Here is a 13576-nt window from a genome sequence, read left to right on the forward strand (position 1 = left end):
CTCTGCGGCCGAGCGCCCCGCGCCCGCCCGCAGCCCGGCCGTCGGCGCCGCCCCCCCCGCCCGCCCAGCCCCGGCGCCGCCCGGGAGCCCCGGGCCCCGCCACGCCCAGCCGACCGGCCCCCGGACCCCCGACCCCCGGCGCCGGCCGCCCCGCGCCGCCCGCCCGCCACGGTGCGCCCCCTCGACCCGGCGCGCCGGGCCGGCCCGTGCCACCGACCCGCCCGGGCCCACCCCCGCACCGCGGCCCCGCCGGGCCGGGACTGCGACCGCCGCCGGGCCGTCCCGGGTTCGGGACGGCGGCCGCCCCCGCCCCGCCCGTCCAGCCCACCGCGCCGCCCGCGAAGCCGCCCGCCACGCCGGGCAAGGCCGGGGCAGCCGCAGCACCGGCCGCCGCGCCCGGCGCGACCGAGGCCCTGCTCCGGGAGATCCTGGTCGAGATCCTCGGGCGCCCGGACGTGCCGAAGGACGGCAACTTCTTCGACGACCTGGGCGCCGACTCGCTGCTGATGGCCCGCTTCTGCGCGCGCATCCGCAAGCACCCCGACCTGCCGTCGGCGGCGATGCAGGACATCTACCAGAACCCGACCCTCGCCTCGCTCGCGAAGGCGCTGGCCCCGGCCGCCAAGCCCGCCGACGCCGGCGGGGCCGCGCGCACCACCAGCGGCCTCGCCGGGGTGCTCGCCGAGGTCCTCGAGCGCCCTGACGTGCCGCCCGACGCGCACTTCTTCGACGACCTCGGCGCCGACTCGCTGCTCATGGCCCGCTTCTGCGCGCGGACGCGCAAGCGCGACGACCTGCCGTCGGTGGGCATGCCCGACATCTACGCGAACCCGACGATCGCGAGCTTGACGAAGGCCCTCGGCGGGGCGGCCGATCGGGCGCCGTCCGGGCCGGCGGGCCCGTCGGTCACCGAGACCGAGGAGCCCACCGGGCCGCGCGCCGGCACCGCGGCGTTCGTCCTGTGCGGGGCGGCGCAGCTCGTCTGCGTCGTGGCCTACAGCTACCTCGCCGCCGTCATCCTCACCTACGGCTTCCGGGCGGTCACGACGGCGACCGGGATCGTGGAGGGCTACCTCGCGGCCCTCCTCGTCGGGGTCATCGGGTTCGTCGCGCTCAGCGTGCTGCCGATCGTCGCGAAGTGGGCGCTCATCGGGCGCTGGAAGCCCGGGTCGATCCGCGTGTGGAGCCCCGCTTACCTGCGGTTCTGGGTGGTCAAGACGCTGGTCCGCACCAGTCCGATGGTGCTGTTCAACGGAACGCCGGCGTTCACGCTCTACCTGCGCACGCTCGGGGCGAAGGTGGGCCGCGACGTCGTCTACCTCTCGAGGCAGGTGCCGGTGTGCACCGACCTGTTCAGCGTCGGCGACGGCACCCTCGTGCGGAAGGAGGCCGTCATCGCGTGCTACCGCGCGCACGACGGCCGGATCGAGATCGGCGGGGTCAGCATCGGTGCGGGCGCCTTCGTCGGCGAGGCGACGGTGCTCGACGTGCGGACCGCCGTCGGCGACGGGGCGTCGCTCGCCCACAGCTCGTCGCTGCACGCGGGCCAGGCGATCCCCGTGGGCGAGGTCTGGCACGGCTCGCCCGGGCGCCGCAGCACCGAGGGCCCGCTGCCCGCGGTGCCGCCGGCCCCCGGCAGCCGCGTGCGCCGGGTCGTCTACTCGTCGGTGCTCCTCGTGGTGGTGCTGGCGGTGGCCTCGCCCGCCGCCCTCGCGATCGCGGGCGCGCTGTACTCCCTGGTGCCGGTGTTCGCCGCGCTGTTCGAGCCCGCGCCCGGCGTGCTCCTCACCGGGACCTTCCACCTCCAGCTGCTGGCGCTCAGCGGCGCGCTCTACCTCGGCGGCATCGTGCTCGGCCTGATCGTGGTGGCGACGGTGCCGCGGCTGTTCGCGCTCGGGGTCCGCCCCGACCACGTCTACCCCCTCTACGGGGTGCGCTACTGGCTGCACCGCGCGATCGGGACGTCCACCAACGTCAAGTCCTTCGTCGAGCTGTTCGGCGACAGCTCCGCGATCGCCCACTACCTCGTGCTCGTCGGCTACGAGCTGCGTCCGCTCGTGCAGACCGGTTCCAACTTCGGCATGGCGGTCCAGCACGAGAACCCGTACCTGACGAGCGTCGGGCGCGGCACCGTCGTCGCCGACGGCCTGTCGGTGATGAACGCCGAGTACTCCGCGACGTCGTTCCGCGTCTCGCGGACGACGATCGGCGCGAACAACTTCCTCGGCAACAAGATCGCCTACCCGCCGCAGGGCCGGACCGGCGACGACTGCCTGCTGGCGACGAAGGTGCAGATCCCGATGCAGGGGAAGGTCCGGCAGGGCGTCGGCCTGCTGGGCTCCCCGAGCTTCGAGATCCCGCGCAAGGTCGCGCGGGACAGCGCCCTCGACGTCGAGGACCCTGCCGAGCTCGCCGCGTCGCTGCGCCGCAAGAACCTCGACAACGGCGTGTCGATGGCCCTGCGCCTGCTCGTGCGGTGGCTCTTCGGCTACCTGGCCCTCGTGGGCGTCGTGGCGGTCGCGTCGCTGCCGATCCAGGCGGGGCCGGCCGAGGTCGTCATCGTCGAGCTGGTCGGCATCGTCCTGCTGGTCGGCTGGTTCGTGCTGGTCCAACGGTGTGTGTCGCGGCTCAAGACCCACGCACCCGACGGCGTCTCGATCTACGACCCCGCGTTCTGGCGCCACGAGCGCTACTGGAAGGTGCCGTCGCCGGACTGGGTGCAGATGTTCAACGGCACGCCGTTCAAGCCGATGGTGTGGCGCCTGCTCGGCGCACGGGTCGGCGCGCGGGTGTTCGACGACGGCGCGAACCTCACCGAGAAGGAGTTCACGACCATCGGCGACGACGCCACGCTCGGCGAGGGCTGCATCATCCAGTGCCACTCGCAGGAGGACGGCGGGTTCAAGTCCGAGCGCGTGGTGATCGGTGCCCGCGTCACCCTCGGCGTCTCCTCCTTCGTGCACTACGGCACGACCATCGGCGACGACGCGGTCCTCGCCCCCGACACGTTCCTGATGAAGGGCGAGGAGGTGCCGGCCGGCGAGTCCTGGGGCGGCAACCCCGCCCGAGGCCTCGACTGACCGAACCCCGAGGACGGACCCATGACCGACACCACGATCGCGTGCGCAGTCACCGACGACAGCCGCTGGCGTGCCGTCCTCGCGAGCGGCGCCACCGCCGTGCCCCGGTGGAGCCTCACCCCCCGCGCGCCCGGCGAGGGCCCGGTCGCGACGACGGTGTCCGTGCCGGCGGCGCTGCTCGACGCGGTGTCCGCGCAGGCCGGACGCCTCGGCGTGGTCCCGGAGGCACTGCTCCTCGCGGCGCACGCCCGGGTCCTCGCGGCGCTCACCGCGGAGCCCGAGGTCCTCGCGGGGGTCGAGGTCGCGGGCCGGACGCTGCCGGCCCGTCTCGACACCGAGGTCGCGTCGTGGCGGGTGCTGGCCACAGCGGCCGCCACGGCACTCTCCGAGCTGGCCGGCGCGGACCAGCCCGGGGACGAGGTGGCCCTGGCCCAGGCACGGCGCGACCTGACCGGCCTGTGGCCGGAGACGGTGCTGGCGCCCGCGGTCGCCGACGGCAGCGCTGCGGACGCCCCGCTCGCCGACGACGCCGTCTTCCGGGTCGACCGCCCGGCCGCGGACGTGCTGCGGGTCGTGCACCGGCCGGGCGACCTCGACGCCGCGGCCGCCGAGCGGATCGCGGGCTACCACCTCACCGCGCTCGAGCAGCTGTGCGCCGACCTCGACGCGGCGCCGGGCGCGCAGGGTCTCGTCGGCCCCGAGGAGCTGGCGCAGCAGATCGACGGCCTCGCGGGCCCGGTGCGCGAGCGGCCCGACCGTCCGGCCCACGAGATCATCCGGGGGCGGGCCGCCGCCGACCCGGACCGGGTCGCCGTGGTCAACGGCGAGCGGTCGTGGACGTACCGCGAGCTCGACGAGGTCACCGACCGGGTCGCGCGCGCGATCCTGGCCCGCCGCCTGCCGCCCGAGGGCATCGTCGCGGTGGTGGCCGAGCGGACCCTCGACTGGGCCGCGTCCGTGCTCGGCATCCTCAAGGCGGGGGCCGCCTACCTGCCGCTGGAGCCGCACTTCCCGGCCGACCGCATCGCGACCGTCCTCACCCGCGCCGACGCGCAGCTGGTGCTGGGGGAGCGGGGCAGCACGACGACCCTCGACGAGGCCCTGGCCGGCCTCGGCACCGCGGCCCCCGAGCGCCTGCTCGTCGACGACGCGATCGCGGAGGAGCACGGGGACGTGGTCCCGCAGGTCGAGATCGCCGGCGACCGCCTCGCGTACCTGTACTTCACCTCCGGCTCGACGGGCGAGCCGAAGGGCGCCATGTGCGAGCACGCGGGGATGGTCAACCACCTCTACGCGAAGATCGAGGACCTCGGGATCACCGAGGGCACGGTGGTCACCGAGACCGCGCCGCAGTGCTTCGACATCTCGCTCTGGCAGCTCGTGGCGCCGTGGCTGGTGGGCGGCACCACCGTCATCGTCGAGCAGGAGGTCATCCTCGACGTCCCGCGGTTCGTCGACCTCCTGGCCCGTCGGCGGGTCGAGGTCGCCCAGCTCGTCCCGTCCTACCTCGACGTCGTCGTGTCCTTCCTCGAGCAGCAGGACGCCCCGGCGACCGAGGTGCTGCCCGCCCTGCGGCGCATCGCGGTCACGGGCGAGGCGGTCAAGAAGGAGCTGGTGGCGCGCTGGTTCTCCGTGCGCCCCGACGTCGCCGTCGTCAACGCCTACGGCCTCACCGAGACCTGCGACGACACCAACCACGAGATCCTCACCGAGGTCCCCGCCGGCGAGCGGGTGCCGCTCGGGCCGGCCGTGCCCAACGTCCGCGTCTACGTCGTGGACGAGCACCTGCACCCGGTGCCCCTCGGCGCCCCGGGCGAGATCGTCTTCTCCGGGGTCTGCGTCGGCCGCGGCTACGTCAACGACCCCGAGCGCACCGCGAAGGCCTTCGTCCCCGACCCGCTCCGGCCCGGCGAGCGGCTCTACCGCAGCGGCGACCACGGGCGCTGGCTGCCCGACGGCAAGCTCGACTTCCTCGGCCGCCGCGACCACCAGGTGAAGATCTCCGGGTTCCGCATCGAGATCGGCGAGGTCGAGAACACCCTGCTGCGGGCGCCCGGGGTGCGCGACGCCGCGGTGGTCGTCGCCGAGCGGCCCGGGCGCGGCAAGCAGCTCGTCGGCTTCTACGGCGCCGCCGCGCCGGTGGAGACCGAGGTGCTGCGCGGGACCCTCGAGGCCTCGCTGCCCGTCTACATGGTGCCGCCGGTGCTGCACCACCAGGAGACCCTGCCGCTCACGCCCAACGGGAAGATCGACCGCAAGGCGCTCACGGCGCTCGCGCTCGCCCTGGACGAGCCCGAGCCCGCCGCCGGCGGCGACACCACCCCGCTGACGCCGACCGAGGAGCGCGTGGCCGCGGTCTGGGCGCCGCTGCTCGGTGTCGACGCGTCGGCGCTCGGCCGCGACACCCACTTCTTCGAGCGCGGCGGCTCGTCGCTGCTCGCCGTGAAGATGGCGGTCGGGCTGAAGAAGGCCGTCACCCTGCCCGAGATCGTGGCGAACCCGGTGCTCGCCGACCTCGCCGCGCTCATCGACGGCCGTGCAACGGCCGAGCCGGCGCCCGCCCCGGCGCCCGCTCCCGCCGCCGCTCCCACCCCGCCATCCGACGTGGACGAGACCCCGACGGTCCGGCTGCGCGCCTCCGACCTCACGCCCTCGACGTGACCACCCCGAAGGAGTCAGCGATGTCAGTGACGGTGCCGCCGTTCGCGGTGATCCCGGGTGCCCAGGTGGGGGAGGCGCTGCGCGGTCGCGAGCGCGACGTGATCGCCCTCATGGAGGAGACCTACCGGCTCCACGACGCGGGCCGGACCCACAACCCGCCGTCGTACTTCCTCACCTTCGCCGACCGGCCGACGTCGCGGATCATCGCGCTCCCCGCGTCCGTCGGCGGGGACGTGAACGTCGACGGGATCAAGTGGGTCTCGAGCTTCCCGGAGAACGTGGCGGCCGGGGTGCCCCGCGCGTCGGCGGTGCTGATCCTCAACGACCACGACACCGGCTACCCCTTCGCCTGCCTCGAGGCGTCGATCATCAACGCGTGCCGCACCTCGGCCTCCGCGGCGCTGGCCGCCGACCGGCTGACCCGCGGTCGCGAGCGGCCCCGTCGCGTCGGCTTCTTCGGGGTGGGCCTCATCGCCCGCTACCTGCACACCTACCTCGCGGCGAGCGGGTGGACCTTCGACGAGACCGGCGTGTTCGACCTGAAGCCCGAGAGCGCCGAGGGGTTCCGTGGCTATCTCGAGACGCAGGAGGGCACGGGGACGATCACCGTGCACGACGACGCCGAGTCGCTGATCCGGAACAGCGATCTGGTCGTCTTCGCCACGGTGGCCGGGACCCCGCACGTGCACGACCCGTCGTGGTTCGACCACCACCCGCTGGTGCTGCACGTGTCGCTGCGTGACCTGGGCAGCGAGGTGATCCAGTCCTCGACGAACATCGTCGACGACGTCGACCACTGCCTGCGCGCCAACACCTCGGTGCACCTCGTGGAGCAGGAGACCGGCAACCGCGACCACGTGCACGGGACGCTGGGCGACGTCCTCGAGGAGCGGATCACGCTGCCGACCGACCGGACCGTCGTGTTCTCGCCGTTCGGCCTCGGCATCCTCGACCTGGCGCTGGGCAAGGACGTCTACGACCACGTCACGAAGACCGGCGGCCTGCACGTGGTCGAGGACTTCTTCCACGAGCTCAAGCGGTACGGCTGAGGCCGTCGCGGTCGCGCCCCGGCGAGCGTCAGGTGAGCTCGCCGGGGGTGACGGCCCCGCGTTCCAGTGCCGCGTTGGCGAGCTCGACGCGGCGCCGGGTGCTCGTCGGGTCGAGCTCGAACTTGTCGTAGAGGCGCAGCAGGTGCTGCTTGACCGCCGCCTCGGACACGACGAGCTCGGCGGCGATGGCCCGCGCGGTGGCGGGCTCCGTGAACACCGCCCCGGAGAACAACGGCCGGCACAGCGCCACGAGCACGTCGTGCTCGCGGCGCGTGAGCTCCGGGGCCCGGCGCGGCGCCGTGGTGGGCGCCGCCCGTCCCCCGGAGCCGCGGAACACCATGCGGGTCGCGCCGACGTGGATGACGTCCCCGTGGCGCAGGGCGCGCTCGGCGATGAGCCGCTCGCCCCCGACGACGGTCCCGTTGGTGCTGCCGAGGTCCCGGATCGCCCAGCTCGGCCCGTAGGCCTGCAGCACGGCGTGCAGCGACGAGACCTGGCCGTCGTGGTCGAGCACGACCCCGTTGCCCTCGCCGCGCCCGATCGTCACCGTCGGTGGGGAGAGGAGGACGACCTCGACGCCGCCGGGCCGCCACACCTCGAGGAAGCTCGTCGCACGGTCCCGGTCGTCGGCCACGCCTCGCCTCCTCGCCGTGGATCCACCCGAGCGGGGGTGGTGACACAACGTGACTTTCGGGTGAGACTACTACGCGGCATGTACCACGAACGGGGGTGCGTGCGACATAGTGTCACGAGCTTCGACCAGGGGTCAGGGGGTGCCACAGGTGGTCGAGCGTTTCGGGCCCTACGAGCTCCGCCGCCGCGTCGGTCGCGGCGGCATGGGCGAGGTGTTCGAGGCCTTCGACACCGAGCACGACAGGATCGTCGCGCTCAAGCGCCTGGTGGCCGGGACGGCCAACGACGACGAGTTCCAGAAGCGCTTCCGTCGCGAGGCGCGGCTGACCGCGCGCCTGCACAGCCCGCACGTCATCCCCATCCACCGCTACGGCGAGATCGACGGACGCCTGTTCCTCGACATGCGGCTCGTCGGGGGTGCCGACCTCGAGAAGATCCTCCAGGCCGAGGGCCGGCTGAAGCCCGCACGCGCGGTGGCGATCATCGAGCAGGTCGCGTCCGCGCTCGACGCCGCCCACCACGCGGGCCTGGTGCACCGCGACGTCAAGCCGTCGAACGTGCTGATCGACGACGCGGTCGGCGCCCACGACTTCGTCTACCTCGTCGACTTCGGGATCACCCGCTCCATGACGGGCGACGAGAGCGCGGCCCTCACCGGGACCCGCACCCTCATCGGCAGCCTCGACTACATGGCCCCCGAGCGGTTCCGGGGCGAGGGCGGGGTGGGCATCGACATCTACGCGCTGGCGTGCCTGCTCTTCGAGTGCCTCACCGGGAGCCGGCCCTTTCCGCTCGACGGGTTCACCGAGCTCATGACCGCCCACCTGACCTGGACCCCGCCCACGCCGTCGCGCTCGGTGCCGGGCCTGCACGAGGCCTTCGACGCCGTGATCGCCGCGGGCCTGGCCAAGGACCCCGCGCAGCGTCCCGCGAGCGCCGGCGAGCTCGCCGCCGCCGCGCGGGCGGCGCTCGACGCGGGCACCGGGACGACGGTGCCGTCGACCCCGACCACCGCGGCGCCGCGGGAGGAGACGCCCGCGCCGGCGGAGCACATCGTCGACGGCGAGACCCCCGAGATCGCCGAGCGCGCGCGGGCCGGGAGCGAGGCCGGGAAGACCCCGGCCGCCGAGCCCGCGCCGGCCGGGACGTCGTCCGCCGAGCCGGTCCCGTCCGGCGAGCCGGCACCGTCCGAGGAGCCGACGAAGCCCCGCCGCGGCTCCACACAGGCCTCGCCGGCCGCGGCGGCGCTCGACGTGCCGACCACGGCCGTGCCCGCACGGACAGGGGCGGCACCGCACGGCGCCGACACGACGACCGCCCTGCCGCGGCCCGCGGCGCAGGCGGCGGTGGTGCGCGAGGCGCCCGGTCCGCGCACCCGCATCGGGGGGACGCCCCGGCCGGAGACGCCGCCGACGCGCGAGATCGGGCCGCCGGTGCGGGGTGCGCCCCGGCCGCCGACGGGCCGGGCCCACGGACCCGCCGGGGCGGTCCGCGGCGCGGGCGGGGGTCCGCGATCGGCCCAGCCGGCCCAGCCGGCGTCGTCGGCACCGCCGACCCCGCCACGCCCGCCCGCCGGCGAGGGCGTCACGTCCGATCTGCGGGTCGGCGACCCGCGGCGCGGCGCGACCCCGGGCTCGAACGCGGGACCGAACGCGGGACCGAACGGGGGCTCGAGTGCCAGGCCGTCCGCGCGGCCGTCGGCGCCGTCGTCCGCCGCGCCCACCGCGACGTCGACCGGGCGGCCCGCCGCCCGGCCCGCCGGCGGAGCGTCGGCGTCGTCGCCGTCGCTCGCCCCGGTCTCGGTGACCCCGGCCTCCGCACCGGTCTCGACGACCCCGACGGCCCCGACGGCCGCGGCGGACGCGCCGGCCGAGCGGAACACCGTCCGGACGGTCCTCTGGGTCGTCCTGGCCGTCCTCGGGGCCGCGGCGCTGATCGCGGGCGCCGTGTACGTGGCCATCCTCCTGACGCCCGCCGCGGGCTGACCGGAGGTCTCGCGATGGATCACGGCACCACGTCCCGCTCCCCCTTACCCCGGGGTGAGGAAAGCCTGACCCCGGCTCGGGGAAAGGGTGCCCGCGCGGCGATGTCGACGCGGGGCGCCGCAGCGGACCCTGTGATCCGCACCGGGACGACGACAGCGAACACGAGGAGGTCGCTTTGACCATCATCTCCGCCCCGCAGCAGTACAACACCGACGACCTCTTCGTGGACCTGCGCGCCATCGTCGAGCACAACCTCTTCCTCAAGGTCGAGGGCATGAACTTCGCGGGGTCCGTGAAGCTGAAAGCGGCGGCTTCGATGATCGCGGCGGCGCAGGCCCAGGGCCTGCTCAATCCGTGGTCGATCGTTGTCGAGTCCTCGTCGGGCAACCTCGGCGTCGCCCTGGCCATGGTCTGCGCGAACCACGGCTACCGCTTCATCTGCGTCACCGACGACCGCTGCAACGCGCAGACCCGCAAGCTGATCGAGGCCTTCGGCGGCGAGGTCCACGTCGTCGACGTGCCCCACCCCGAGACCGGCCTGCTCGGCGCCCGCATCGAGCACCTCGCCTCGATCTGCGCGAAGAACCCCGACGCCGTGTGGCTCAACCAGTACGAGAACCCGGCCAACGCGGGCGCCCACTACGCCCAGACGGGTCCGGCGATCGCCCACAACTTCCCGCACATCAACGTCGTGTGCGTCGGGGCGGGCACCTGCGGGACGCTGATGGGCACCGCGCGCTGGTTCAAGCAGCACCGCCCGCACGTCAAGGTCGTCGCGATCGACGTCGAGGGCTCGGTGAGCTTCGGCGGCGAGGCCGGCACCCGCCGCATCCCCGGTCTGGGTATGGGCATGACGCCGCCCGCGCTCGACCGCTCGCTGATCGACGACGTCGTCATGGTCCCCGAGACCGAGACCCTGCGGATGTGCCAGCGCCTCGCCATGCGCGGGTTCCTCTTCGGCGGCTCCACCGGCACCGTCGTCGCCGGCGCCCAGGCCTGGCTGAACGAGCACGGCCGGCCGGGGATGACCGCGGTGACGCTGGCGCCCGACTCCGGCGAGCGCTACCTCGACACCGTCTACGCCCCGATGTGGCGCGAGGAGCACTACGGCGCCTACGCGCGCCTGACCGGTCGCTACACCCTGCCCGACCCCGACCAGCTGCCCACGGTGGGAACACCGAACACGCCGACCACGCCGCCCGCCTGATCGTCGGCCGCCGGCTCGCACCGCCCCTGACCTCGTCCTACCGCCCGATCCGCCCTGGGAGCACCACCATGTCGTCCACGATGCAGCCGCCCGCCGCCGGCAACCTCGACCTCCGTCCCGGCCACCCGCCGGTCCTGTGGGTGAACCCCGGTCCCGACCCGGTCGGCTGGGCGGCGTATCACCGCAACGACGTCCGGCAGATCGTCGCCCGCCACGGCTCGGTGCTGATCCGGGGGCTCGGCGTCCGCGACCACGCGCAGACGGCCGCCGTGATGGGGCGCCTCGCGGCGGTCGGCCTGCTGGCCGAGCGCGAGGCCTTCGCGGCCCGCACGGCCCTCGGCAACGGGCTGTACTCGGCCACCCCGTGGCCGTCGACCCAGCAGATGTGCCTGCACAACGAGCTGAGCTACCTGCCCGACCCGCCAGCGTTCATGTTCTTCGCCTGCCTCACGCCGCCCGCCGCCGGCGGCGCCACCCCGGTCGGCGACGCCTCGGCCGTCCTCCAGGCGCTGCCGCCGGCGCTGGTCGCGCGGCTCGACCACGAGGGCTGGATGCTGGTCCGCAACTACAACGATGAGATCGGCGCCTCGTGGGCCGAGGCGTTCGGCACGAACGACCGCGGCGCCGTCGAGCACTACTGCCGCAGCCAGGGCATCGAGTTCACCTGGAACGGCGACGGCCTGAGCACCCGCCAGCGGCGTCGCGCCGTCGTGCGGCACCCCGTCGACGGGCGGCCCTGCTGGTTCAACCAGGTCGCGTTCCTCAACGAGTGGACGCTCGACCCCGACGTCCGCGAGTACCTCGTCGAGTCCTACGGGCCCGACGGCCTGCCGTTCACCACGCGGTTCGGCAACGGCGAGCCGATCGGTGAGGACGTCGTCAACCTGATCAACAACGCCTACGCCGCGCACACCGTGCGCGAGCCGTGGCAGGCGGGCGACGTCCTGGTCGTCGACAACATCCGCACCGCCCACGGCCGCGACCCCTACGAGGGCGACCGCGAGGTCGTCGTGGGGATGGCCGACGCGATCCGCCTCGACGGCGGGGCGGGGCCGGCGGTGCCGGGGCCTCGCCGCTGAGGGGGCCGCTGAGGGGGCCGCTGAGGGAGTCCCTGCTCCTCGGGGTTCGTCGCCGCCACCGCGGGCACAGTGGTGGGGGAACCGGACGAGCACCTGGAGGTCAGCAGGCATGACGGCGAGCGTCGAGACCCTGTCGCGGCACTGGATCGACGGGACCTGGCAGGAGGGCCCGGGAGCGATCCCGGTGGTGAACCCGGCCACCGGGGAGACGATCGCCGAGGTGCCCGCGGGCGGCGCCTCGGAGATCGACACCGCGGTGGTGGCCGCGCGGCACGCCTTCAACCGGTGGGCGGCGACGCCGCTCGCCGACCGGGTGGCGACGGTGCTGGCGATCCGCGAGGGGATCAAGGCGCGCAGTGCGGAGATCGCGGCCTCGATCACCGCCGAGATGGGGTCGCCGACGAAGTTCGCGAACTCGGTGCAGGTCGGCATGCCGATGGCGACCTCGAAGGGCGTCGCCGGGCTCGCCGAGTCGTTCCCGTGGACCGAGGAGATCGGCAACTCGCTGGTCGTGCGCGAGCCCGTCGGCGTCGTCGGGGCGGTGACGCCGTGGAACTACCCGCTGCACCAGGTCGTCGCCAAGGTCGCGCCGGCGCTGGTCGCGGGCTGCACGATCGTGCTCAAGCCCAGCGAGGTCGCGCCGCTGACGGCGAGCATCCTGGCCGAGATCACCGCCGAGGCCGGGCTGCCCGCCGGGGTCTTCAACGTCGTGCACGGCACCGGCCCCGAGGCCGGCGAGGCGCTGGCGAAGCACCCGCTGGTCGACATGGTGTCGTTCACCGGCTCGGTGCCCGCGGGGCGGCGGGTGCAGGAGGTGGCGGCCGGCACCGTCAAGCGGGTCGCGCTCGAGCTCGGCGGGAAGTCCGCCAACATCGTCCTCGACGACGCCGACCTCACCCAGGCCGTCAAGCTCGGCCTCGGCAACTGCTTCATCAACGGCGGGCAGACGTGCACCGCCTGGACCCGCCTGCTCGTGCCCGAGGCGCTGCACGACCAGGTCGTGGAGATGGCCGTCGAGCAGTCCGCCAAGTACACCGTCGGCGACCCGACCGACGAGTCCACGCGCATCGGGCCGATGTCCTCGGACCGCCAGCGCGAGCGGGTCGAGCACTACATCACCCAGGGCGTCGAGGAGGGCGCCGAGCTCGCCGTCGGCGGCCCGGGCCGTCCCGACGGGCTGGAGCGCGGCGCCTACGTCCGTCCGACGATCTTCTCCGGCGTCCGCCCGGACATGACGATCGCCCAGGAGGAGATCTTCGGTCCGGTGCTGTCGGTGATGCCGTACGCCGACGAGGACGAGGCCGTCGAGATCGCCAACGCCACCGTGTACGGGCTCGCCGGTGCGGTGTTCGCGGGGTCGCAGGAGCGCGGGCTGGAGGTCGCCAAGCGGATGCGCACCGGGCAGGTCGACGTCAACGGCGGCGCGTTCAACCCGCTCGCGCCGTTCGGCGGCTACAAGCAGTCGGGCACCGGCCGCGAGCTCGGGCGCTACGGGCTCGAGGAGTTCCTCGAGGTCAAGTCGATCCAGCTCTGAGGACCTCGGCCAGGACCCGGGCGTGGCTGTGCTCGGTGTCCCTGGTCGCGGTCAGCAGGGTGATCGGGCCCGGCGTGTCGCGCAGCGTCGCGAGGGCCGATGCGGCGGGCTCGGCCTCGAGCTCGGCGCGGTAGCGGCGGGCGAACTCGTCGTACTTCGCCGGGTCGTGGGCGAACCATCGCCGCAGCTCGGAGCTGGGCGCGACGTCGCGCAGCCACGTGTCGTGGTCGGCGTCGGCCTTGGCCAGCCCGCGTGGCCAGAGCCGGTCGACGAGCACGCGCGTGCCGTCGTCGTCGCTGCGCTCCTCGCGCACCCGCTTCACCTGCACCGTCATCGTCGGGGATGGTG

9 protein-coding genes are annotated in these 13576 nt (G+C 74.4%); 7 read left to right on the forward strand and 2 right to left on the reverse strand.

What is annotated here, in order from left to right; genetic code table 11:
* The first annotated feature begins 206 nt into the window (after positions 1-206).
* From PGB27_RS16610 to sbnB, 3 genes are read left to right on the forward strand one after another with little or no spacing between them, the layout of a single operon-like run.
* Positions 207-3080, forward strand: coding sequence for a Pls/PosA family non-ribosomal peptide synthetase (locus tag PGB27_RS16610; protein WP_274201498.1), 2874 nt, complete (start codon positions 207-209; stop codon positions 3078-3080).
* Between the two features lie 21 nt (positions 3081-3101).
* Positions 3102-5741: an amino acid adenylation domain-containing protein gene (locus tag PGB27_RS16615; RefSeq protein ID WP_274201499.1), complete on the forward strand. Its 2640-nt coding sequence runs from the start codon at positions 3102-3104 to the stop codon at positions 5739-5741.
* A 20-nt stretch (positions 5742-5761) separates the two neighbouring features.
* The gene (gene sbnB, locus PGB27_RS16620) at positions 5762-6790 is read left to right on the forward strand and encodes a 2,3-diaminopropionate biosynthesis protein SbnB (protein WP_274201500.1); all 1029 of its coding nucleotides are present in this window, start codon (positions 5762-5764) and stop codon (positions 6788-6790) included.
* A 28-nt stretch (positions 6791-6818) separates the two neighbouring features.
* On the opposite strand, the gene PGB27_RS16625 is transcribed toward sbnB, so the two are convergent.
* Entirely contained in the window at positions 6819-7424 is a 606-nt protein-coding gene (locus tag PGB27_RS16625) for an FHA domain-containing protein (RefSeq protein ID WP_274201501.1), read from the reverse strand.
* Between the two features lie 148 nt (positions 7425-7572).
* On the opposite strand from PGB27_RS16625, the gene PGB27_RS16630 reads away from it, so the two are divergent.
* The 4 genes from PGB27_RS16630 to PGB27_RS16645 all read left to right on the forward strand — a co-directional run bounded on the left by PGB27_RS16630 (position 7573) and on the right by PGB27_RS16645 (position 13228).
* Entirely contained in the window at positions 7573-9408 is a 1836-nt protein-coding gene (locus PGB27_RS16630; protein ID WP_274201502.1) for a serine/threonine-protein kinase, read from the forward strand.
* A gap of 175 nt (positions 9409-9583) precedes the next feature.
* On the forward strand, positions 9584-10615 hold the full coding sequence (sbnA, locus tag PGB27_RS16635; protein ID WP_274201503.1) for a 2,3-diaminopropionate biosynthesis protein SbnA: 1032 nt from the start codon (positions 9584-9586) through the stop codon (positions 10613-10615).
* Between the two features lie 68 nt (positions 10616-10683).
* On the forward strand, positions 10684-11694 hold the full coding sequence (locus PGB27_RS16640; RefSeq protein ID WP_274201504.1) for a TauD/TfdA family dioxygenase: 1011 nt from the start codon (positions 10684-10686) through the stop codon (positions 11692-11694).
* Positions 11695-11803: 109 nt separating this feature from the next.
* Positions 11804-13228 (forward strand): aldehyde dehydrogenase family protein, encoded by a 1425-nt coding sequence (locus PGB27_RS16645; RefSeq protein ID WP_274201505.1) that lies wholly within the window; start codon positions 11804-11806, stop codon positions 13226-13228.
* Here the strand turns inward: PGB27_RS16645 and PGB27_RS16650 are convergent.
* Positions 13209-13562: a DUF488 domain-containing protein gene (locus PGB27_RS16650; RefSeq protein ID WP_274201506.1), complete on the reverse strand. Its 354-nt coding sequence runs from the start codon at positions 13560-13562 to the stop codon at positions 13209-13211. The two genes, PGB27_RS16645 and PGB27_RS16650, sit on opposite strands and share 20 nt — an antisense overlap.
* Positions 13563-13576 lie beyond the last annotated feature (14 nt).

Source organism: Actinomycetospora lemnae, assembly GCF_028737315.1.
GTDB classification, from domain to species: domain Bacteria; phylum Actinomycetota; class Actinomycetes; order Mycobacteriales; family Pseudonocardiaceae; genus Actinomycetospora; species Actinomycetospora lemnae.